The organism is Lentzea sp. NPDC058436 (assembly GCF_042721515.1).
Classification (GTDB): Bacteria; Actinomycetota; Actinomycetes; order Mycobacteriales; family Pseudonocardiaceae; genus Lentzea.
The window spans coordinates 538,495-559,054 of record NZ_JBHXLF010000002.1; the positions used below are offsets into that span (position 1 = coordinate 538,495).

General features: G+C 68.9%; 22 protein-coding genes. 13 read left to right on the forward strand and 9 right to left on the reverse strand.

The window, feature by feature from the left end; genetic code table 11:
• Positions 1-121: 121 nt before the first annotated feature.
• Complete coding sequence (locus tag ACFWN2_RS10035) at positions 122-826, forward strand: hypothetical protein (RefSeq protein ID WP_382426345.1); 705 nt, start codon at positions 122-124, stop codon at positions 824-826.
• On the opposite strand, the gene ACFWN2_RS10040 is transcribed toward ACFWN2_RS10035, so the two are convergent.
• From ACFWN2_RS10040 to ACFWN2_RS10065, 6 genes are read right to left on the reverse strand one after another with little or no spacing between them, the layout of a single operon-like run.
• Positions 793-2,073 (reverse strand): sensor histidine kinase, encoded by a 1,281-nt coding sequence (locus ACFWN2_RS10040; protein ID WP_382426346.1) that lies wholly within the window; start codon positions 2,071-2,073, stop codon positions 793-795. The two genes, ACFWN2_RS10035 and ACFWN2_RS10040, sit on opposite strands and share 34 nt — an antisense overlap.
• A complete protein-coding gene (locus ACFWN2_RS10045) occupies positions 2,070-2,735 on the reverse strand; it encodes a response regulator transcription factor (protein WP_382426348.1) in 666 nt (221 codons plus the stop codon). The genes ACFWN2_RS10040 and ACFWN2_RS10045 overlap by 4 nt, the downstream gene beginning before the upstream one ends.
• The gene (locus ACFWN2_RS10050) at positions 2,732-3,220 is read right to left on the reverse strand and encodes a hypothetical protein (protein WP_382426349.1); all 489 of its coding nucleotides are present in this window, start codon (positions 3,218-3,220) and stop codon (positions 2,732-2,734) included. Before ACFWN2_RS10050 ends, ACFWN2_RS10045 begins: the two co-directional genes overlap by 4 nt.
• A 13-nt stretch (positions 3,221-3,233) precedes the next feature.
• Positions 3,234-4,424 carry an ABC transporter permease gene (locus ACFWN2_RS10055; RefSeq protein WP_382426350.1) on the reverse strand — a complete coding sequence of 397 codons (1,191 nt, stop codon included), beginning with the start codon at positions 4,422-4,424 and terminating at the stop codon, positions 3,234-3,236.
• Positions 4,421-5,101 (reverse strand): ABC transporter ATP-binding protein, encoded by a 681-nt coding sequence (locus ACFWN2_RS10060; protein WP_382426352.1) that lies wholly within the window; start codon positions 5,099-5,101, stop codon positions 4,421-4,423. The genes ACFWN2_RS10055 and ACFWN2_RS10060 overlap by 4 nt, the downstream gene beginning before the upstream one ends.
• On the reverse strand, positions 5,098-6,219 hold the full coding sequence (locus tag ACFWN2_RS10065; RefSeq protein WP_382426354.1) for an efflux RND transporter periplasmic adaptor subunit: 1,122 nt from the start codon (positions 6,217-6,219) through the stop codon (positions 5,098-5,100). The genes ACFWN2_RS10060 and ACFWN2_RS10065 overlap by 4 nt, the downstream gene beginning before the upstream one ends.
• A 130-nt stretch (positions 6,220-6,349) precedes the next feature.
• Here ACFWN2_RS10065 and ACFWN2_RS10070 point away from each other — a divergent pair, with 130 nt between their 5' ends.
• From ACFWN2_RS10070 to ACFWN2_RS10085, 4 genes are all read left to right on the forward strand, one after another.
• Complete coding sequence (locus ACFWN2_RS10070) at positions 6,350-7,198, forward strand: helix-turn-helix domain-containing protein (RefSeq protein ID WP_382426356.1); 849 nt, start codon at positions 6,350-6,352, stop codon at positions 7,196-7,198.
• Positions 7,173-7,346 carry a DUF397 domain-containing protein gene (locus ACFWN2_RS10075; RefSeq protein ID WP_382426358.1) on the forward strand — a complete coding sequence of 58 codons (174 nt, stop codon included), beginning with the start codon at positions 7,173-7,175 and terminating at the stop codon, positions 7,344-7,346. The genes ACFWN2_RS10070 and ACFWN2_RS10075 overlap by 26 nt, the downstream gene beginning before the upstream one ends.
• Before the next feature lie 31 nt (positions 7,347-7,377).
• Complete coding sequence (locus tag ACFWN2_RS10080) at positions 7,378-8,955, forward strand: hypothetical protein (RefSeq protein WP_382426359.1); 1,578 nt, start codon at positions 7,378-7,380, stop codon at positions 8,953-8,955.
• Positions 8,956-9,066: 111 nt separating this feature from the next.
• Positions 9,067-11,133, forward strand: a complete 2,067-nt coding sequence (locus tag ACFWN2_RS10085) for a VWA domain-containing protein (RefSeq protein WP_382426361.1) — start codon at positions 9,067-9,069, stop codon at positions 11,131-11,133.
• Here ACFWN2_RS10085 and ACFWN2_RS10090 read toward each other — a convergent pair.
• From ACFWN2_RS10090 to ACFWN2_RS10100, 3 genes are read right to left on the reverse strand one after another with little or no spacing between them, the layout of a single operon-like run.
• Positions 11,130-12,713 carry a Na+/H+ antiporter gene (locus ACFWN2_RS10090; protein WP_382426362.1) on the reverse strand — a complete coding sequence of 528 codons (1,584 nt, stop codon included), beginning with the start codon at positions 12,711-12,713 and terminating at the stop codon, positions 11,130-11,132. The two genes, ACFWN2_RS10085 and ACFWN2_RS10090, sit on opposite strands and share 4 nt — an antisense overlap.
• Before the next feature lie 19 nt (positions 12,714-12,732).
• The gene (gene trxA / locus ACFWN2_RS10095; protein ID WP_382426363.1) at positions 12,733-13,044 is read right to left on the reverse strand and encodes a thioredoxin; all 312 of its coding nucleotides are present in this window, start codon (positions 13,042-13,044) and stop codon (positions 12,733-12,735) included.
• Positions 13,032-13,415 (reverse strand): MerR family transcriptional regulator, encoded by a 384-nt coding sequence (locus ACFWN2_RS10100; RefSeq protein WP_382426365.1) that lies wholly within the window; start codon positions 13,413-13,415, stop codon positions 13,032-13,034. The genes trxA and ACFWN2_RS10100 overlap by 13 nt, the downstream gene beginning before the upstream one ends.
• Positions 13,416-13,559: 144 nt before the next feature.
• On the opposite strand from ACFWN2_RS10100, the gene ACFWN2_RS10105 reads away from it, so the two are divergent.
• The 8 genes from ACFWN2_RS10105 to ACFWN2_RS10140 all read left to right on the forward strand — a co-directional run bounded on the left by ACFWN2_RS10105 (position 13,560) and on the right by ACFWN2_RS10140 (position 20,282).
• Entirely contained in the window at positions 13,560-14,411 is an 852-nt protein-coding gene (locus ACFWN2_RS10105) for an LLM class flavin-dependent oxidoreductase (protein WP_382426367.1), read from the forward strand.
• A gap of 11 nt (positions 14,412-14,422) precedes the next feature.
• Positions 14,423-15,694, forward strand: coding sequence for an LLM class flavin-dependent oxidoreductase (locus tag ACFWN2_RS10110; protein WP_382426368.1), 1,272 nt, complete (start codon positions 14,423-14,425; stop codon positions 15,692-15,694).
• Between the two features lie 211 nt (positions 15,695-15,905).
• The gene (locus ACFWN2_RS10115; protein WP_382426369.1) at positions 15,906-16,778 is read left to right on the forward strand and encodes an amino acid ABC transporter permease; all 873 of its coding nucleotides are present in this window, start codon (positions 15,906-15,908) and stop codon (positions 16,776-16,778) included.
• Positions 16,775-17,497 (forward strand): amino acid ABC transporter ATP-binding protein, encoded by a 723-nt coding sequence (locus ACFWN2_RS10120; protein WP_382426371.1) that lies wholly within the window; start codon positions 16,775-16,777, stop codon positions 17,495-17,497. The genes ACFWN2_RS10115 and ACFWN2_RS10120 overlap by 4 nt, the downstream gene beginning before the upstream one ends.
• Before the next feature lie 12 nt (positions 17,498-17,509).
• On the forward strand, positions 17,510-18,442 hold the full coding sequence (locus tag ACFWN2_RS10125) for an ABC transporter substrate-binding protein (protein ID WP_382426373.1): 933 nt from the start codon (positions 17,510-17,512) through the stop codon (positions 18,440-18,442).
• A 10-nt stretch (positions 18,443-18,452) separates the two neighbouring features.
• Entirely contained in the window at positions 18,453-18,905 is a 453-nt protein-coding gene (locus tag ACFWN2_RS10130) for a winged helix-turn-helix domain-containing protein (RefSeq protein ID WP_382426374.1), read from the forward strand.
• Positions 18,902-19,390 (forward strand): GNAT family N-acetyltransferase, encoded by a 489-nt coding sequence (locus ACFWN2_RS10135; protein WP_382426376.1) that lies wholly within the window; start codon positions 18,902-18,904, stop codon positions 19,388-19,390. The genes ACFWN2_RS10130 and ACFWN2_RS10135 overlap by 4 nt, the downstream gene beginning before the upstream one ends.
• Before the next feature lie 22 nt (positions 19,391-19,412).
• Complete coding sequence (locus ACFWN2_RS10140) at positions 19,413-20,282, forward strand: aminoglycoside phosphotransferase family protein (RefSeq protein ID WP_382426378.1); 870 nt, start codon at positions 19,413-19,415, stop codon at positions 20,280-20,282.
• The last annotated feature ends 278 nt before the right edge of the window (positions 20,283-20,560 follow it).

A 20,560-nucleotide genomic window follows, 5' to 3' on the forward strand; every position in this document is an offset into this window, starting at 1 on the left:
ACGTTTCGCGCCAGGACCAGAAATCGTTACGAGGTAACAACCGGACAGCCGAAAACGAACAGCACATCGGCGCCGCGAAAAGCCGTGTCCATTTTTGTGTCCGAAAAGGGAAAGGTCGTCGATGAACCTCGGCTCGGTCCGCCTGTTCGCTCTTGTCGCGGTGTTCGTCTCCGGCTGCGGCACGGCGGCCACTCCGGATTCACCCGTCCCGGCAGCACCGCCGGCCGTCGTGCAGCGCGACCTGCTCACCCTGCTTCCCGACGACGCCGCGTTCCCCGCCTACCTCGCGCCGGACTCCCGTCCTCAGCTCCTCCGTCTCGACGACGCCGCCAAGAGTTCGGTCTGGAACGGATTCGGCACCCTGATCCCCGCGGGTGAGTACGAACCCGCTGGCTGCACGCCAGTCCGCACACCGGACATGGCGCCGTACGCGGGCAGCTCGTTCGCGTGGAAAGCCAATTCCTTCGGTTCGACGTCGAGGACGTCGAAGCCGTCCGAGGTCGTGCTCATCGGCACGACGATCGCACGCGGCGAGGTCGACGAGGCGGCGGTGCGCGCGCTGACCACCGAGTGCGGCATCGTTCGCAGCGGTGGCGACGAGTACGCGCGTTACACGATCATGCCGGATCCGAAGGTGAGCTCCGCACAGGTGCTGGCGATCAAATCGGAAGTCGGCTTGAAGGGCGGCATCTTCCGGTTCACCTACGTCGCCGAGGTCGGTGAGTACGTCGTGACCACATATGCGATCTGCACCGCGAGCACGACGTGTGAGAAGGAAATGTCGCCCGTTTTTCAGAACGCCGTGGCAAAAGCCGAGTCCGCCTGAGCTGGAAACAGCACCCGGAACACCGCGCCCTCTCCCGGCGCGGTGTCCACCTCGATCCGCCACCCGTGCGCTGCGACCAGCGCCGCCACGATCGCGAGCCCCAGCCCGGTCCCACCAGGCCCCCGAGCCGGATCCACCCGGTAGAACCGCTCGAACACCCGAGCGGCCTGCTCGGACGTCATCCCAGGCCCGTGATCAACGACCTCGACGACCCCGGACGTCAGCCGTACCTCCACCGGCGACCCCGCGGGCGTGTGCACCAGCGCGTTCGACAGCAGGTTCGTCAGGACCTGCCGTACCCGCGCCTCGTCCGCCTCCACCAGCACCGGCCCGGCCGGCAGCTCCAACGAGACGAGACGGTCCGTCTCGTTGAGGCGGGCGTCCACCACCGCGTCGGTCACCACCACGACGAGGTCCACGCACGACAACGCCAGTGGCTGCTCCGAGTCGAGGCGCGCGAGCTGCAACAGGTCGTCGACGAGCACGCCCATCCGCGCGGCGTGGTCCTCGACCCGCTTCAACACCTCCGAGGCGTCCGAAGCCGCGCCCTGCCGGTAAAGCTCGGCGTAGCCCCGGATCGACGTCAACGGCGTCCGCAGCTCGTGCGACGCGTCCGCCACGAACTGCCGCATCCGGCTCTCCGACCGCACGCGCGCCGCGAACGAGGCCTCGATCTGGCCGAGCATCGTGTTCAACGCCGACGCCAGCCGACCGACCTCCGAACCGGGCCGCCGCACCGGCACGCGTCGGGAGAGATCACCGGCGGCGATCTCCCCGGCGACCTGCTCGACCTCCTCCAGAGCCCGGGTCGAGGCTCTGACCAGCGCGTATCCGGCCATCCCGACGAGGATCAACGCGCCGAGACTGATCAGCAGGAACGCGAGCCGCAGGTCGTCGACCGCCCGGTCCACCTCCGACTGGTCGAGCGCCGCGATCAGCTCCGAACCGTCCAGCGAACGCATCACCACCCGCGACGACCCCACGGTCACATGCTCACCGGGAGTCATCGAACCGAACGGGGGCAGCCCGTCCAGAGGCGTCCCCGCGACGACTCCGTCGGCGTTGCGCAGGACCATGTTGTCCCGCAACGGAAGCGAGCGGGGCAGCGAGACCGCGCGGTCCAGGCGGGCGTCGAGTTGGTGCAGGAGGTAGTTCTCCATCACCTGCGAGCCGATCAGCCACGTGCCGAACAGGCCCGCCGCCACCAGGGCCACGAGCACGACCACCAGCCGCACGCGCAACGTCATGGGCGGATCATGTACCCGATGCCGCGGACCGTGTGGATCAGCTGGGGGTCGGCCACTTTGCGCCGCAGGTACGAGATGTACGACTCGACCACGCCGACGTCACCGTCGAAGTCGTGCGACCACACCTGGTCCAGGATCTGCGCCTTCGACAGCACCCGCCCGCTGTTGCGCATCAGGAAGTGCAGCAGCCGGAACTCCGTCGGCGACAGCTCCACGACCCGCGCGCCGCGCCGCACGACGTGGCTCTCGACGTCCAGCGAGAGGTCACCGCACGTCAGCTGCTCGGAGCCGCCGGGACGGGTGCGGCGCAGCACGGCCGTCACCCGCGCGATGACCTCCTCCAGACTGAACGGCTTGGTGATGTACCCGTCGCCGCCGATCGTGAGGCCCGTGATGCGGTCGTCCGCGCCGTCCCGCGCGGTCAGGTACAGCACGGGCACCCGCACGCCGGACGACCGCAGCCGCCGCACCACCTCGAACCCGTCGCGGTCGGGCAGCATCACGTCGAGCAGCACGAGATCCGGCGCACCAGTACGAGCCGCGTCAAGAGCCTCCGTGCCGGTCGCCGCGCTCGTCACCGCGAACCCGGCGAACCGCAGGCTCGCGCACAGCAGCTCGCGGATGCTGGGCTCGTCCTCGACGACGAGCAGTCGTCCCCTCACCCGGTGGCCGGCCGCTGGGTGATCGTCTGCCCGGTCACGCTGCCGTCGGACCCGGCCTGCCCCTGCACCACGACCTGTTGTCCTGCCTTGAGATCGGTGAGCTTGCCCTCGGAACTGATCTCCACCTTCGTGCTGTCCGAAGTGGACACCTTCACGACCTGGCCGTTCTGCGTCTTCACGTAGACGGTCGTGCCGTCGACGTGGTCGATCGTGCCGATGGTGCCCCGGCCGAACTGCCCGCCATTAGGCCGCTGAGCGCCCGACGGGGGAGTGCCCCCGCCGGGGAACTGGCGTCCGGCGGCGTTCTGGCGGGTAGGCGTTTCGCTGGCACCGAAGGACTTCTGCACGAACACCCCGCCGACGAACGCCACGATGGCGAGCACCGCGACACCGAGGATGACGGTGGTCCTGCCGACGCCGGTCTTGCGCTCCTTCAGCTCGGCCGAGATGTCGTTCTCGAGCGGCTGGTCGAGTGGATTGGACACGTCCAAAGACTCCTTATTCGTGCCGGAGGGCTTCGATGGGACGGAGCTTCGCGGCGCGCGAGGCCGGGTAGCTGCCGAAGAACAGGCCGATCAACGCCGACACCGCGAACGCGAGCAGCACCGACGACGGCACGAGCACGGGCTGGATGCCCGCGATGGTGAACTGGCTGCCGATCATCCCCGCCGCCACGCCCAGGGCGCCTCCGAACAGGCTCAGCAGCGTCGCCTCGATCAGGAACTGCCCGAGGATCGAGGATCGAGGCGCGCCAACGGCTTTGCGGATGCCGATCTCCCGGATCCGCTCGGTGACGGTGACCAGCATGATGTTCGTGATGCCGATCCCGCCCACCAGCAACGAGATCGCCGCGACCGACGCCAGCAGCACCGTGAACGTCTCCGTCGTCGCGGTGCGGGCGGTCAGCAGCTGGTCCTGGCTCAGGATGCGGTAGTCAGGTGTCGTGGTGACCTTGTGGCGCCCGTTGAGGATCGTCGTCACCTGCGCCTGCGCGTTCGGCAACGCGTCCGCGGAACGGGCCTGCACGACGATCTGGGTCAGGCTGCCGTAGCCGGTCAGCGCGTTCTGCGTCGTCGTCAACGGCGCGACCGCCATGTCGTCGGCGTCCTGCAACCCGCTGGACCCCTTGGCCGCCAGCACCCCGACCACCGTGAACGGGATGTTGTTGACCAGCATGGACTTCCCGACCGGAACGGTGCCGGGGAAGAGTTCCGTCGCCACGGTCGCGCCGATCACGACGACCTTGCGCGCCTGCTGAACGTCGTTGTCGGAGAACAGGTTCCCCTGCGCCACGGCGCTGTTCGTCGTGTCGAAGTAGCGCGGGTCCGAGCCGATGAACTGGCCGATGTCGTGCGTGGTGTCGCCGTAACCGGCGGTCGCCTGCGCCGAGACCACCGGCGACGCGTACTTGACGTCGGGGGAGTCCGCGCTCACCAGCGCGGCCGCGTCCGCCGTGGTCAGCGGCTTGGCCGTGGTGCCGGGCTGGGCGCGCTGCGGGCTGATCGTCAGGATGTTCGTGCCGAGCCCGGCGATGCTCTGCTGCACCGCGCTCGACGCGCCGTTGCCGACCGCGATCAGCAGGATCACCGACGCGACACCGATCAGGATGCCCAGCGTCGTGAGCCCCGACCGCATCTTGTTCGCCGTCAGGCCCCGCACGGCGAAGGCGGCGATCTCGAAGATCCTCACACCAGCACCCCCGCGACTCTGCCGTCGACGACGCGGACGGTCCGCATGGCGTGCGCGGCGACCTCGTCCTCGTGCGTGATCAGCACGACCGTGCGGCCGCTGGCGTTGAGGCGGTCGAGGATCCCCAGCACCTCACGGCTGGAGTCCGTGTCGAGGTTGCCGGTCGGCTCGTCGGCCAGCACGATCGCGGGCGACGTGACCAGGGCCCGTGCGATGGCGACGCGTTGCTGCTGACCGCCCGACAGCTCGTTGGGCCGGTGGTGCGTGCGGTCCTTGAGGCCGACGAGGTCGAGCGCCGCCAGCGCCCGTTCCCTGCGTTGGGCACGCCGAACTCCCGCGTACACCAGCGGGAGCTCGACGTTCGCGAGTGCCGTGGTTCGCGGCACCAGGTTGAAGGACTGGAAGACGAAACCGATCTTCCTGTTGCGCAGCAACGAGAGCTGCTCCTCGTCGAAGTCGCCCGTGTCGATCCCGTCGAGCAGGTACTTGCCGCCCGACGGCACGTCGAGGCACCCGAGGATGTTGAGCAGCGTCGACTTGCCGGAGCCGGACGCGCCCATGATCGCGATGTACTCGCCCTTCTGGACGGTCAGGTCGAGGCCCCGCAACGCGTGCACGGCCGTGTCACCGCTGCCGTAGGTCTTGCGGAGGTCGCGGACCTCGATGACCGGGCTCATCGACCGGTCCCGGTGAAGCCGCCGCCGTTGCGGTTGCCGCCGCCGGTACCGGGGAACTGGCCGCCCTGCTGCTGCTGACCGGTGCGGTTCTGGTTGGTCGACGTCGTCACCTGCGGGAGCACGACCTCCTCGCCCGCGGACAACCCGGACTTGATCTCCACGTACTGGTCCCCGCGCACGCCGACCTCGACGGTCTTGCGCGTCTCGGCGCCGTTCTCCAGCACCTGCACCGAACTCTCGCCGTTGACCGTCTGCACGGCCGCGGCGGGCACCGCGAGCACCCCGGTGGCTCCGGCGACCGTGATCTCGACGCTCGCCGACTGACCGGGCCGCAAGCCCTCCGGCGGCGAGGTCAGGGTGAGCGTGACGCCGTACTGGACGACGTTGTTCGCCGTCGTGGGCGTGAGGTCGACCTGCGTGACCTTGGCCTGGATCGGCTGCGACTGCATCGCGTTGACCGTGACGGTCGCGGCCTGGTCGTCCTTGAGCTTGCTGACGTCGGACTCCGAGACGTTCGCGTGCAGCACCAGGTTCTTCAGGTCCGTGACGACGACGAACCCGGACGTCGTCGTGGTGGTGGAGGTCGTGGTGCTGGAAGTGCTGTTCGAGCTGCCGACCTTCTGGCCGACGGACCCGGTGACCGACGTGATCGTCCCGTCGCCCGGCGCGGTGAGCGTGGTGGAGGCGAGCGTGTCCTTCGCCTGCTGGAGCGCGAGCTGCGCCTGCCGGTACGCCGTGAGCAACGCCGTCGTGCCCGTTCCCTTGTCCAGCGCGGCGTTCAGGTTGCCCTGCGCGATGTCGACCTGCAGCTGCGCCTGCGTGGGATCGAGCTTCGCGAGCTGCTGGCCCTTGGTGACGACGTCACCGACCTTGACGTTGATCTCGGTGACCGTGCCGCTCGCCCCGAACGACGCGGCGGCGCTGAACGAGCTCTGCACCGTCCCCGAGGCCGTCACCACCTCGCTCACGTCCCTGTTCGCGGCGGCGGCCGTGCGGGCCGCGGTGGGCTGGGCACTGCCGGAGGAACCGAAGAACACCAGGTAGCCGGCCACACCGGCGCCGAGGAGCACCACCACCAGCAGTCCGTTGATCACCAAGGATCTGCGACGTCGAGTCATGGCAGGGGATGCTCGTCCGCCAAGCTGTGGCGGGGCTGCGAGTTTCCTGGGAGCGAGCTGAAGATCAACCCGTCCGTTTTCACCCGAATGAGCCCCTTGTTGCTCTTCGAGCAAGCCCTACGGTCGAGGAATGGCCACCAGCACTCCATCCACTGTGTACAGCAGGGATCTCGGCGAAGAACTCCGCAAAGTACGCGAATCCTCCACCGACTTCACGGGCGCCGCCTTCGCCCTGCGCCTGGGCTGGGACCCGAGCAAGGTCTCCACCCTGGAACGCGGCAAGTACTGCCCCAGCGAGATCGACCTGGTCCAGTACCTCTCGATGTGCGGCAAGGACATCGACTACTTCGAGGATTTCAAGCGCCGCTTCCGGAACGCGTTCGAGGAGTACATCGTCCAGGTGCCGGACAACCTCCGCACGATCGCGATAGCCGAGTCGACCGCTTGGAAGATCATGCGGTACGACGCGCAGACGATCACCGGCCTCGTGCAGACGCCGGAGTACGCCGACGGCGTGTACCGGGTGGCCGGCCTGGTGACCGAGGAGCGCATCCCGACACTCGTTCAGCTTCGGATGGAGCGGCAGGCGATCCTGCGGCGGCATGATCGGCCGACCTGCCTGTTCTACATCCACGAGCACGCACTCCAGACGCAGATCGGCGACGCCCAGATCATGGAGGACCAGTACCTCCGGCTGCTGTTCAACGTGCACATGATCCGGATCATCCCGGCAGATACCCCGGTGATCGCCTCCAGTTGCGCCCTGTGGGAGTACGAGAAGGCGATGTCGGTGGCGTTCATCGAGACCGATCTCGCCAACGTGTTCGTGCAGGACCCCGGCGCCATCGTGCGCACTCGACTGCTGTTCGACCGTTTGGCTGAGGTCGCTTTGGATGAGGAACAATCGCGGAGCAAGCTGGCGGAGTACGTCGGCGGACCGCGAGAGGACCTCAATGGCGCAGGAACGCGTTTGGCGTAAGAGCAGCTACAGCGGTGGGGCGGAGGACGGTGACTGCGTCGAGGTGTCGATCGGCGCCGACGCCCTCGTCCGGGACTCGAAGAACCCGGCCGCAGGTGTCCTGACCTTCAGTTTCGCCGCCTGGGAAAAATTCCTCGAATCCCGTTGAACCGTCCTGGGCCGCCCCACGTGTGGTGGCCATGGATGAGAAGACGGTGCTGGTGGGCAGGATTGCCCCGACGGTGAAGCTGCCCAAGCAGGGCAGCCGGGTCGTGCCGCTGCGCCAGGCCGCCCCGCTGCGGGTGGACGTGGCCGGCGGTGGCCCGGTCGGTCTGGCGTTCGCCTGCACCGTGAAGTCGCTGCTGGGCGACGGAGTCTCGATCCGCGTGCACGACCGCCGCTGGACGCGCCAGGGCAACCGCGTCGTGTGGAAGGGCCAGGCCGAGGGCAACAACCGCCGCGAGCAGGTCGTGACGCTGCAGAGCAACGTCTGGGCATCGCTCCCGCTCGCCGTGCAGCAGCGCCTCTTCGCGCCCGGCAAGTTCTCGGAGATGTGGCCGCTCGGCCCGGACTCCCCGGCGTCCAAGGGCAGGCCGCGCAACATCAAGATCCGCTGGATCGAGGACTGCCTGCTCGACATGGCGCAGGACGTCTACGGCATCGAGGTCGTCCCGGACGCCTACACGCCGCCGGCCAAGTTCGACGGCCTGCACGTCCTCGCCATCGCCGACGGCGCCCGTTCCGCCACCCGCGAGGCGTTCTCCGCGCAGTTCGGCACCCCGAGCCGCGAACTGTTCTCAGTGGACGGTTCCCCGCTGGACGAGCGCGTCCTGGGCATCCGCGTCACCGCGAAGTCGCCCGACGAGCACACCGTCCCGCTCACCGTGGCGCAGAACAGGTTCCTGTTCAACTCGCTCGGCGGCGGCTTCATCAACATGCGCCTCACCGCCGAGGAGGCGTCCGAGATCGTCGCGCTCGGCGAGAGCGGCCCGATCTCGTGCATCGGCAAGTTCGGCTGCACGATGCGCCCCTCCGGCAACGGCCGCTTCGTCTGCGACCGCCACCGCTCGGTCTTCAAGCCGTCCGTCGACAAGCTCTCGTACCTGTGGCCCCGGATCCTCGACGGCCTGCGCTTCTTCGGCGTCGGTGTCGCGGACGTCGTCGGCATCAACTCGTTCACGCTCGGCATGCAGCAGATGTCGAAGTTCACCGCACAACTCGCCCCCTCGACCTTCGGCTTCCTGCTCGGCGACGCCGCGAACTCCCTGCACTTCTGGCCGGGCCGAGGCCTCAACACGGGCCTCAAGAGCGCGCTCTCCCTGGCCGTCAACCTCCAGAAGCGCTGGCGCGGCAACGCCTTCCGCGCCGCCGACTTCGCGCAGCACGAGGGCATCATGCAGCAGCTCCAGTACCGCGAGAAGTCCCGCGCCTGGACCACCATGCTCATGCCCGACTCCGAGGGCACCCCGCGGGGCATCGAGGACCGCATCCGCGAGGGCCTGCAGGGCCCGGCCGACCGCGCCGCCCTCGTCAAGGCGCTGTACGAGCGCGTGCTCGACATCAAGAAGCGCATGGGCGACCGGATGGGGCCGCTGGCGACCGACGAGTGGTACTACGGCCGCGTCAACGCCATGGACACCCGGACGTTGAAGGTCATGGTGGAGTCCGGGGCGTGGATCACGCGGGAGATCGGCGGCGAGGAGGTCGAGGTCCCCTCGGCCGTGCCGGCCGTCGCACCGGCCGAACCCGTTCGGAGTGGTCTTTCCCTGGTTTCGTAACCGATTCATCGCCTTTCCGGGCAATTCCGGACCGGCAGGAAAGAATGTGCGCGGCGGGAGTTCGTCAGTTACTTTGTGACCTCGTCGTGATCTCCTGCAGGGGCAGAGTTGATGAATCTTGCCTGGGTCCTGGTGTTTCTCGCTGCCGCTGTGCCGGTGCTCGCCGGTGTCCTGTGGCGCCGCAGGAAGGTGGCGCCACAAGACGAGACCTGGCGGGATTCCGACCGGTCGGCCATCGAGGTCCCGGCGGAGGACGACTTTCCGACGCTGGAGTTCCCGCCGGTGGTGGTGGACGAGCCGAGTGAACACCAGCGGCCGTCGTGGCAGGGGCAGTCGGGCTACGACCAGGGACATTACGAGCGGAGCAGAACCTTCACGGAGGTCCGCGCGGAGAGTGTCAGGCCGACCGAGGTGTCCGGTCACCGATCGGGTTCGGTGACCGCCGGCACAGGTCCGGTGGCTTCAGGCGATCCCGGACCCGTGTTGGGCGCGATGAACGGCCGGATCCGCATCTATCCCGCCGATCCGCAACCGATGGCCACGACCTCAGGTCAGCGCCCGATCGAGGCGAAAGCGGAATGGCCGTCGAGGCTCGTGCCGTTCGGCGACTTTCGCGACCCGCTTCCGCGCGACGGTCTGTTCGTGCGCCGCAACAACGCGTACGGAACGAAGGCGACCACCGATATCGCGGACCTGGTCGACCAGGGCGTGCTGATCGACCAGACCCAGATCCGGTTCGACGATTTCGTGGCCTCGGACCTTTCCGGAATTCCCACGCCGCCATCGGGTGAGGCCGTCGAGGTCAGCCACGGCGTCCGGGCGGTCGAGAAGGAGTTCCGCGCGAAACCGTCCACGACCCACCTGGTCGAGGTCGCGCTGCGGGCCGGTGACGTTGAGCGGGAACCACGACAGCGGCCGGAGAGCCTGCCGGTGAACTTCGTGTTCGTCATCGACACGAGCTCCTCGATGGAAGGGGCGAAGCTCCACACGGTGAGAACGGCGATCCGCGAGCTGTACGCGCGGCTGCGTGACTCCGACATCCTCGGCATCGTCACGTTCGACACGCAGGTCCGCACGGTGCTGAAAGCGACGCCGAAGTCGGACGTTCCGGCCGTCCTGCTCGACGATGTCGTGGCAGGACTGGAGGCGCGGGGTGCCACCGACATCAACATGGGCGTGCTCTTCGGCATCGACGAGATCGCCAGGCACTCCGGCGGCCGGTCGGACCTCGTCAACTGCCTGTACCTGTTCTCCGACGGCGACCCGACCTCCGGTGAACGCGACTGGATCACCATCCGCCGCACGGTCGCCGACCGCGTGCGCGGCGACATCACCCTGTCCTGCTTCGGCTTCGGTGCGGACGCCCGCATGCGCGAGCTCGAAGCACTGGCGGGTGTCACCGGTGGCTTCTGCACGCTGGTGACCGGTCTCGACGACGTGCGCCTGCACCTCACCGAGGACCTGGCCCGGCGCGAGCACCTGGCCGCGATCAACGTCCAGCTCCAGCTCCGGCTGGACGCGGCGGTGACCGGCTGGCACCTCTACGGGCACGACCTGGTCACCGACCCGTCCGCCAGGGCCCGCGTCGAACAGGACGTGGCGACGGCGAAGCACCGCGCGAGGGACGACCACGGCGTCGAGTCGCTCCCGGACATCGTCACCGCCGACGAGGGCATCCGGATCTTCGCGCCGGACCTGGCGTCCGGCGAGACGTACTGGGTGGTTCTGGAGGTGGAGGCGCCGGCGGGGTGGAAGAGCTTCGGTCACGCCGCTGTCCAGTACGTCGACGTCGTGGCCAGGGCGAACCGCCGCCACGACGTCGAGCTGACCGCGGGGACCATCGCGCCCGAGACCGTGTTCGCGCACGCCGTGGGGCTGCGGACCAGCGAGATCGTGTTCTACGCGCTCGAAGACCTCTACCAGGACGACCGGGAGGCGGCCCGCGCCAGGCTGTCGCGGCACGTCGAGACGTTGCGGGCGGCCCACGCCCTGAGTCCGTCGCCGCAGTTCCACTCCGACCAGGTGACGCTGCGCAAGCTGGCCAGCCTGGTGCACAACCTCGGCCTGGTCCGGGCGTGGACGGACAGCGGCGGAGGCGGGTCGGGCACGATCTTCGCCCTGAACAGGCTCGGGCAGAGCAGGTCGGGCTTCGCGCGCGGCAGGTTCGCTCAGCCCTAGTCCTCGTCCACCTCGCGCCGGGAGAGCCGCACCTCCTCGATGTCGAGCTTGCGCTGCACGGTCCGCAGCACGATGTCGTCGATCGCCTGCTCGTCGCGCAGCCGCACGACGGTCGCCCGCTTGTGCGCGATGAGCTCCAGCCGCAACGCCGCGTACTCGACCTCCGACTGCGCGACCTCCTCGTCACCGGCTTCCTTCGCGCGCACGACCTGGAGGTGGTGTTCGTACTCGGCGAGCACCCGCTTGTAGACGACGTCCGACACGCCCACCTTGTCCGCCAGCCGCGGCAACGCCTCGTAGGCCTCCTCGGACGCCGTCGACTGGGCCAGCCGGAGCTCGTCGTCCAACGCGGTGTCCTCGGGCAGGCGCGAGAAGCGGATGATCGACGGGAGCATGATCGCCTGCACGATCAGCGTCAGCACCACGACGCCGGACGTGATCAGGATGATCTCGTCGCGGAACGGGAACGGCCCGCCGTCCGCCACCGTCACGGGCACGGCCAGCGCGGCGGCCAGGGACACGGCGCCGCGGAAACCGGCGGCCGACGAGACGAGTCGCTGACGGGCGCCGACGCGGCGAAGGCGTTGCTGCGGGCGGCGGTCCAGAGCGCGGATCACGTAAGGCGTTGTGTAGCTCCAGAGGAGCCGGGTGCCGACCACCGTCAGCGACACGAGTCCGATTGCGCCGAGCGTGGCGAGGGCTTCGGAACCGTTCAACGACCGCACCGCGCTGTGGGCCTGGAGTCCGATCAGGACGAACAGGGCGCCGTTCAGCACGAAGGTCGCGATGCCCCAGAACGCGTAGCTGACCTGGCGGGTGTCGGCGCGCACGATGCGCGGGCCCACCTGGGCCAGCACCAGGCCGCACGTCACCACGGCGATCACGCCCGAGCCGTGCACGGTCTCGGCCAGCAGGAACGCCGCGAACGGGGTCAGGATGCTGACGACGCTCTCGTGCAACGGGCTGTCGAGGCGCTTGCGGACCTGCACGGCGAGCCAGGCGATCACCAGGCCCGCCACCGCGCCGCCTGCGTAGGACAACAACAGCTGCAGGCCCACGCGGCCGGTGCTGAACTGCTGCTCGCCGACGGTGATGGACACCGCGATCGCGTAGATCACGAGCGCCGTGCCGTCGTTGATCAACGACTCGGCGCGCAGGATCGTGGTGGTGCGGCGCGGCATCCCGCGCGCGATGGCGGACACGGCGGTCGCGTCGGTGGGCGCGAGGGCCGCGCCGAGCACCCACGCCGGGCCCCAGTCGAGGCCCAGGGCGTGGGCCACGGACGCCACCGCCGCGGCTGTCGCCAGTACGAGCAGCGTGCTGAGCAGCACGATCGGGCGCAGGTTGCTGCGGATCTCCCGCAACGAGGTGTTGAGGCTCTCCCAGTACAGCAGTGCCGGCAGGAAGATCAGCAGCATCGCCTCCGGCGGCAGGCTGACCTCTTCCAAGGCGGGCACGAAGCCGAGCACCGCGCCGCACACGACCAGCAGGACCGGGGCGGCGACGCGGAGCCGTCCGGACACGACGCTGCTCGCGAGGATGCACACACCCAGCACCACTACGAGTTCGAGACCGAGCATGCGCTAGAAGATAGGCCGATCAGGCGCTGAGCGCGTCATCCAGCTCGGCCAGCAGCCTGCCCTTGGGGCGCGCTCCCACGATCTGGCGGATCGGCACGCCGTCGCGGAACAGCAGCATCGTGGGCAGCGACATCACCTGGTGGTCGCGGGCTGTGGCGGTGTTCTCGTCGGCGTTGATCTTGACGACGGTCAGGTCGTCGCGTTCGCGGTCGATCTCCTCCAGCACGGGCGTGAGCATGTGGCACGGCCCGCACCACTGCGCCCAGAACTCGACGAGGACGGTGCCGGTCCGGGTGTTCTCCGCGAACGTGGCGTCGGTCAACTGGTGCACTGGATCTCCTCGGGTACGACGCACGGGTCTTGGAAGGCGAGTCTGGCCAGCAGGAACTCCCGGACGGTGCCGAGCCGTTCCAGGCAGGCGTCCACCTCGGCGAGCCTGCGCCGGTAGACCTCCCGCGAGTCCGCGCACGAGTCGCCGGACTCGTGACCGGCACGCAGGCAGGCGACGAACGGCCGGGTGTCCTGCAACGAGAGCCCGACCGCCTGCAACGACTGGATCTCGCGCACCAGCCGCAGGTCGTGCTCGTCGTACTCGCGGTAGCCGTTGGACGTGCGCTGTGCTTCGAGGAGCCCTTCGGACTCGTAGAACCGCAGCGCACGGGTGGTGGTGCCGGCTCGCTTGGCCAGTTCGCCGATCCTCATGCCGCGAACGCTAAACCTTCACGTGCACGTCAACGCAAGCATCGGAAATATTCCCGTTCTGGCCGGGATTCCCACCCAGTGGCCGCCCCAGCGCGAGGCCCTCGCCCGCGCCCAGAATGCGGGTAAACGACGAGAGGGGGACCGGTGGGCTCACGGCTGCACCTGGCCGCCGCGCTGCACGCGCCCGGCGAAGAGGCTTTCACCGCAAGGCATTGGGCCGGACTCGTGCGGGAGGCGGAGCACGGCACGCTCGACTTCGTCACGTTCGGCGACTCGCTCGGCGGGCAGCCGGGACTGGACGCGGTGCTCACCGCCGCGCGCATCGCCCCGCTGACCACGCACGTCGGCCTGGTGCCGACGGCGGTCGTGACGCACACCGAGCCGTTCCACCTGTCGAAGGCGATCGCCACGCTCGACTACGTGAGCAAGGGACGGGCGGGCGTGCAGCTGGCCGTGGCGCCGGACCCTGCCGACGCGAAGCACTTCGGACGGCGTGAGGTCGGGCCGGAGCCCGAGCTGTGGGAGGAGGCCGCGGACTACGCCGAGGTCCTGCGCCGGCTGTGGGACAGCTGGGAGGACGACGCCGAGATCCGCGACGAGGCCACCGGGCGGTTCGTCGACCGCGAGAAGCTGCACTACATCGACTTCGAGGGCCGGTGGTTCAAGGTGCGCGGGCCGTCGATCACGCCACGCCCTCCGCAGGGCCACCCGCTGATCGCCGCCACGGAACCATTGGGGGACATCGTGTTCTCCGACGAAGTCTCGGCGACCGACAGGCTCGTCTTCCGAGACGTGGACGCGTCCACGCCGGTCGAGCAGCTGGTCGCCTGGCACGAGGAGGGCTTCGCCGGGTTCCGGCTGCACGGCGACCTCGAACAGATCACCCGTGTGCTCGTGCCGGAACTGCGCGGCCGCGGCCTGTTCCGCACCGAGTACGAGCACACGACGTTGCGCGGCCACCTCGGCCTCGCCCGCCCCGTCAACCAGTACGCCTGAAGGAGCGCGAGATGACCAAGCAGATCCACCTCGCCGCGCACTTCCCCGGCGTGAACAACACGACCGTGTGGAGCGACCCGCAGGCGGGCAGCCACATCGAGTTCGACTCGTTCGTCCACTTGGCACGGACGGCCGAACGGGCGAAGTTCGACTTCTTCTTCCTCGCGGAGGGACTGCGGCTGCGCGAGCAGGGCGGCCGCATCTACGACCTCGACGTCGTCGGCAGGCCCGACACCTTCACCGTGCTCGCCGCGCTGGCCGCCGTCACCGAACGGCTCGGGCTCGCCGGCACGATCAACTCGACGTTCAACGAACCGTACGAGGTGGCGCGGCAGTTCGCCTCGCTCGACCACCTGTCGGACGGGCGCGCGGCCTGGAACGTCGTGACCTCCTGGGACGCGTTCACCGGCGAGAACTTCCGGCGCGGTGGCTTCCTGGCGAACGAGGACCGCTACACCCGCGCGGAGTCGTTCCTGCGCACGGCGTGGAAGCTGTTCGACACCGCTGTGGGGCCGTTCGAGCACCAGGACCAGCACTTCGACATCAGCGGCACGTTCGGCGTCCCGCGTTCGCCGCAGGGCCGTCCGGTGATCCTCCAGGCCGGTGACTCCGACGAGGGCAGGGAGTTCGCCGCCGCGACGGCCGACGCGATCTTCTCACGGCACGGCACGCTGGAGGCCGGGCAGAAGTTCTACAGCGACGTCAAGGGAAGGCTCGCCAAGTACGGCCGCACGCCCGACCAGCTCGTGGTGCTGCCCGCGGCCACGTTCGTCCTCGGCGACACCGACGCGGACGCCCAGGAGAAGGCCGCTGTGGTGCGGCGTCAGCAGGTCAGCGGCGCGACCGCGATCCGGTTCCTGGAACAGGTCTGGAACCGCGACCTGAGCGCCTACGACCCGGACGGTCCGCTGCCCGAGGTCGAACCGCTGACCGGGGAGAACACCATCGCCAAGGGACGCGCGAGCGTGCGCATGTTCAAGGACCCGGCGGCGACGGTGAAGGAGTGGCGGGAGAAGGCCGGCGCGAAGAACCTGTCCATCCGCGACCTCGTGATCGACGTCAGCGCCCGGCAGAACTTCATCGGGTCGGCGGACAGCATCGCCACGCAGATCAACGACCTGGTGCAGCAGGACGCGGCCGACGGGTTCATCCTCGTGCCGCACGTGACGCCGGGCGGGCTCGACGAGTTCGCGGACGGGGTCGTGCCGTTGCTGCAGGAACGCGGCGTCTTCCGGACCGAGTACTCAGGTCCGACGTTGAGGGATCATCTCGGTATCCGATAGTTGTTCAGCACGTGGACGTCCTTGCCCGGCCGGTTCTCCGGTATTTAACGTGAGCGTCGTTGAGTGAGTGCTCTCCTCAAGAGCGCAGGGAAGGGAGGACAGGATGAACGTCACCGCCTCGTTGGTCCTGTCCTCCCGCTGTCGCACCAGCTGTACGAGCTGACACCTCCTCCCGCTCGTCTCACGTTCCCCGCCGCAGCAAGGACTCGCCATGACCTCTGGCACGCTCACGCCTGTGTCCACTAAGGACGATGATCTCTCCGCTTTACCGGTCGTGCCCGCCCGTCACCCGTGGCGCTGGGTCGGTGTGGCGTTCGTGCTGGTGCTCGCCGCGCAGTTCGTGCACGGCCTGGTCACGAACCCGGCCTGGGACTGGCCGACGTTCGCGCGGTACTTCACCGCCCAGTCGATCCTCACCGCCGTCGGCACGACGATCTTCCTGACGGTCTTCGGCACGGTCCTGGGCTTCGCGCTCGGCATCGTGGTCGCCGTCCTGCGGATGTCGAAGAGCCCGTTCCTCAGCGCGGTCGGCTGGACCTACATCTGGGCGTTCCGGTCGATCCCGCTGATCGTGCAGCTGCTGTTCTGGTTCAACATCTCCTATCTGTACCAACGGCTTTCGCTCGGCATCCCGTTCGGGCCGGAGTTCGTGAGCTTCGAGACGATCTCGCTGATCAGCCCGATGGGCGCCGCCGTGCTCGGCCTCGCGCTGCACCAGGCGGCCTACGCGGCGGAGATCGTCCGGTCCGGCGTGATCTCCGTCGACCGCGGGCAGCTGGAGGCGGCCGCCGCGCTCGGCATCCCGAGGTTCCGCCAGTTCCGCAGGATCGTTCTGCCGCAGGCGATGCGCTCGATCCTGCCCAATGCCGCGAACGAGGTGATCAGCCTCTTCAAGGGCACGTCGGTCGTCTCGGTGATGGCGATCGGCGAGCTGTTCTACCAGGTGCAGGTCATCTACGGCCGCAACGCGCGCGTCGTCGCGCTGCTGATGGTCGCGACCATCTGGTACATCATCCTGACCACTCTGCTCTCGATCGGCCAGCACTACGTCGAGCGCTACTTCGCGCGAGGAGACCGCCGGTGATCGAGGTCCTGAACGTGCACAAGAGCTTCGGCTCGCTGGAAGTGCTGCGCGGGGTGTCGCTGAACGTCGCCGCGGGCGAGGTCGTGGTGGTGCTAGGACCGTCCGGCTCGGGCAAGTCGACGTTGCTGCGCACGATCAACCACCTGGAGAAGGTCAACCGCGGCTACATCACCATCGACGGCGACCTGATCGGCTACCGGCGGCGCGGGGGCAAGCTCCACGAGCTCAAGGAACGCGAGATCCTCAAGCAGCGCAAGGACATCGGGTTCGTCTTCCAGAACTTCAACCTGTTCCCTCACCTGACCGCGTTGGAGAACATCGCGGAGGTCGCGGAGCTGTCGGATGCGCGGCACTTCCTGGAACGGGTCGGGCTGGAGGACAAGGCGTCCTCGTACCCGCGCCAGCTCTCCGGCGGCCAGCAGCAACGCGTCGCGATCGCGCGAGCCCTCGCCACGCGCCCGAAGGTCGTGCTGTTCGACGAACCGACGTCGGCGCTCGACCCCGAACTGGTCGGCGAGGTGCTGGACGTGCTCCGCGACCTCGCCCGGTCCGGCACCACGATGGTCGTCGTCACGCACGAGATCGGCTTCGCCCGCGAGGTGGCCGACCGGATCGTGTTCATGGACGAGGGCGTGATCGTCGAGGAGGGCACGCCGGACCAGTTGCTCGACCACCCCGTCCACGAGCGCACCCGCGCTTTCCTGTCCAAGGTCCTGTAGAAGGAGTTCGTTGTGCGCAAAGTACTTCTCGCCGTGCTGGCGTTCGGTCTGGCCGCCTGTGGCACCGCCGGTGGTGAGGAGCCCACCGAGGTCGCCGGCCTCAGTGTGAACCTCGGTCCCGACCAGAAGCGCGTCACCGCCACCAAGGACGACAAGATCGCCGCGAAGGTGCCGGAGAAGTTCAGAACCAAGGGGGAGCTGACGATCGGCGGATCCGCCGGCACAGCACCGCCACTGCGGTTCTACGCCACCGACGACAAGACCGTGATCGGCGTCGAGACCGACGTCGCCACGCTCGTCGCCGACGTGCTCGGCCTCAAGCCCAAACTAGAGGTCTCGTCGTGGGAGAACCTGTTCGTGGGCCTCGACAGCGGCGCCTACGACCTCGGCCTGTCCAACATCACCGTGACCGAGGCGCGCAAGGAGAAGTACGACTTCGCCACCTACCGCCTGGACACGCTGGCGTTCGAGGCGAAGAAGGGCGGCACCTGGAAGGTCAAGGAGCCCAAGGACGTGGCGGGCAAGGTGATCGCCGTGACGTCGGGCACCAACCAGGAGAAGATCCTTGTCGACTGGAGCACCAAGAACGTCGCCGAGGGCTTGAAGGCCACGGACATCAAGTACTTCCAGAACTCGTCGGACTACTACCTGGCGCTGCAGTCCGGCCGCATCGACGCCTACCTCGGCCCGAACCCGACCTCGGCCTACCACGCGGCGACGTCGGGGCAGACCGAGGTGATCGGCAACTTCTCCGGCGGTGCCACCGTCCAGGGCAAGATCGCCGTCACCACGAAGAAGGACAGCGGTCTCGTGGGCCCCGTCCAGGAGGCGCTGAACCAGCTGATCGCCAACGGCAAGTACGCCGAGGTCCTGAAGCGCTGGGGGTTGTCCGACGAGGCCGTGCCGACGTCGGAGATCAACCCGCAGGGTCTGCCGAAGAGCTGAGGGGTGTGACATGAGGTTCAGCATCACCATCGACACCGAGGACGAGGACACCGCGCTGCGGCTGCTCGGCGCGCTGCGGGACGTGGGTCTGATGCCCGAGGCGCAGGCGGCGGTCGAGGAGGTGGACGTCCTGATCCTGCCCGACACCCGCCAGGTGCTGCTGCACGAGTCACCGGTCGAGCTGACGCGGCTGGAGTTCGAGCTGCTGCTGCACCTGTGCGAGCACACCGACCGCGTGCACCGCCGTCGCGAGCTGCTGGCCGCGGTGTGGGGCGTGAACGACGACTACAGCGGCGCCCGCACGGTCGACGTGCACGTCCGCCGGGTGCGGCAGAAGCTCGGCGACTCGGCCGACGTGATCCAGACCGTGCGCGGCGTCGGCTACCTGGTCGCGTCGAGCGCCCGGTTCCGAGTGGAGCGATCACCGAACGTGGTGCGGCTGGCGGACCGGCGAGCCGGATGACCGACGAGGTCCACTGGACCCGCCCGGACGCTCCCGAGGTCGCCGAGATGATGGCCGAACTGCTCCACGAGTACGTGAGCAGGTACGGCCCGGCGGCCAGGGAGCGGATGGAACGGTTTCCCGACGACTCGCTGACGCCTCCGGACGGGCGGCTCATGGTGTTGCTGCGCGACGGGATCGCCGTGGCCGGCGGGGCGTTCCGGCGGTACGACTCCTCGACCGCGGAGCTGAAGCGGATCTGGACGCACTCGTCCCACCGCCGCCAGGGCCTGGCCCGCCGGGTGCTGGAGGTGCTGGAAGGCGAGGCGTTCCGGCTCGGCTACCAGCGCCTCTACCTGACGACCGGCCCGCGCCAGCCCGAGGCGCGCGGCCTGTACCTGGCGGCGGGCTACACGCCGTTGTTCGACCTGACGGCCCTGCCCGCGGGGCCGCTGCCGTTCGAGAAAGGAGTTGCTCCGGTCCGCCACGCGGTGTTGCATGCGTAGCTGACCTCGGGGGAGTTGATCGATGCTCGACGGCGTGATCGCCACGGACGTGGACCTGGTGCGCGACCTGATCCGCACGCAGTTCCCGCGCTGGCACGGACTACCTGTCCGCGAAGTCGCGCACGGCGGCACCAGCAACGCCCTCTACCGCCTGGGCGACTCGCTCGCGGTGCGCCTGCCGCGCCGCGAGTGGGCACGCGACGAGGCGGCCAAACTAGCCGCTGTCGTGCCGTTGGTGGCGTCCGTGCCGTTCGCGGTGCCGGAACCCCTGGCGCTGGGCTCACCGGGTGAGCACTACCCCTACCAGTGGTCGGTCGTGCGGTGGCTCGACGGCTCGATGGCCGCTGTCGAGGAGGTCGCCGAGGACACGCCACTCCGGCTGGCCTCGCTGATCCGCGCGTTGCACTCGGTCGACGTCACCGGCTGGGAGTGGACCAGGGGTCGTGGCCGGCCGGATGCCGTTGCGGACGACACCGCCGTGCGCAAGTGCATCGGCCAGATCGGCGGCAGCGCGCGGCTGGTCGCGCTGTGGGAGGAGTCGCTGGCGGCACCCCGGTGGGACCAGCCCGGCCGGTGGCTGCACGCCGACCTGCACGAAGGCAACCTGCTGTTCACCGGCGGCGAGCTGACCGGCGTGATCGACTGGGGGAGTGCGGGCGTCGGCGATCCGGCCGCCGACCTCATGACCGCCTGGCTCTACCTCGACTCACGCGGGCGCAAGGTGTTCCAGCGCGAGCTCAGCGAGTTCGACGACGCCGCCTGGCTGCGTGCGCAGGGGTGGGCGCTGCACCTCGCCGTGCTCGCGCTGCCGTACTACCGCGAGACCAACCCGTTCCTGGCGGGGATCGCGAGTCGTACGCTCGACGGGCTGTGTCCGGAGTGGGACGACTGACGCGGATCAGTCCCTTGTGGACGTTCTGGTCGGATCCCGGTTCCCGCGCCGGCGGGGACTCGCCGTGCGGGAGGTGCGGCACCCTCGCACGGGTGCCCGCCTTGCCGAGGTCCCTCCAGGCGTTGCAGGGCGTCGATGCCGCCGGACCACCTACCGGGGCCGCCACGACATCGCTGTGAGCGACCTGGGCGTCCGGAAGGCCGCCCCGAGGCTCACGGCGACAGCCTCCCGTCCGTCGCCGAGATCGCCCGACACGCCCTCGCCAGGTGCTCGCGGAA

Excerpts from the sequence above, each read along its gene's own strand:
- ACFWN2_RS10035 (WP_382426345.1), top strand. The coding sequence starts at position 122 with ATGAACCTCGGCTCGGTCCGCCTGTTCGCTCTTGTCGCGGTGTTCGTC.
- ACFWN2_RS10040 (WP_382426346.1), bottom strand. The coding sequence starts at position 2,073 with ATGACGTTGCGCGTGCGGCTGGTGGTCGTGCTCGTGGCCCTGGTGGCG.
- ACFWN2_RS10060 (WP_382426352.1), bottom strand. The coding sequence starts at position 5,101 with ATGAGCCCGGTCATCGAGGTCCGCGACCTCCGCAAGACCTACGGCAGC.
- ACFWN2_RS10065 (WP_382426354.1), bottom strand. The coding sequence starts at position 6,219 with ATGACTCGACGTCGCAGATCCTTGGTGATCAACGGACTGCTGGTGGTG.
- ACFWN2_RS10070 (WP_382426356.1), top strand. The coding sequence starts at position 6,350 with ATGGCCACCAGCACTCCATCCACTGTGTACAGCAGGGATCTCGGCGAA.
- ACFWN2_RS10075 (WP_382426358.1), top strand. The coding sequence starts at position 7,173 with ATGGCGCAGGAACGCGTTTGGCGTAAGAGCAGCTACAGCGGTGGGGCG.
- ACFWN2_RS10080 (WP_382426359.1), top strand. The coding sequence starts at position 7,378 with ATGGATGAGAAGACGGTGCTGGTGGGCAGGATTGCCCCGACGGTGAAG.
- ACFWN2_RS10085 (WP_382426361.1), top strand. The coding sequence starts at position 9,067 with ATGAATCTTGCCTGGGTCCTGGTGTTTCTCGCTGCCGCTGTGCCGGTG.
- ACFWN2_RS10090 (WP_382426362.1), bottom strand. The coding sequence starts at position 12,713 with ATGCTCGGTCTCGAACTCGTAGTGGTGCTGGGTGTGTGCATCCTCGCG.
- ACFWN2_RS10100 (WP_382426365.1), bottom strand. The coding sequence starts at position 13,415 with ATGAGGATCGGCGAACTGGCCAAGCGAGCCGGCACCACCACCCGTGCG.
- ACFWN2_RS10110 (WP_382426368.1), top strand. The coding sequence starts at position 14,423 with ATGACCAAGCAGATCCACCTCGCCGCGCACTTCCCCGGCGTGAACAAC.
- ACFWN2_RS10115 (WP_382426369.1), top strand. The coding sequence starts at position 15,906 with ATGACCTCTGGCACGCTCACGCCTGTGTCCACTAAGGACGATGATCTC.
- ACFWN2_RS10130 (WP_382426374.1), top strand. The coding sequence starts at position 18,453 with ATGAGGTTCAGCATCACCATCGACACCGAGGACGAGGACACCGCGCTG.
- ACFWN2_RS10135 (WP_382426376.1), top strand. The coding sequence starts at position 18,902 with ATGACCGACGAGGTCCACTGGACCCGCCCGGACGCTCCCGAGGTCGCC.
- ACFWN2_RS10140 (WP_382426378.1), top strand. The coding sequence starts at position 19,413 with ATGCTCGACGGCGTGATCGCCACGGACGTGGACCTGGTGCGCGACCTG.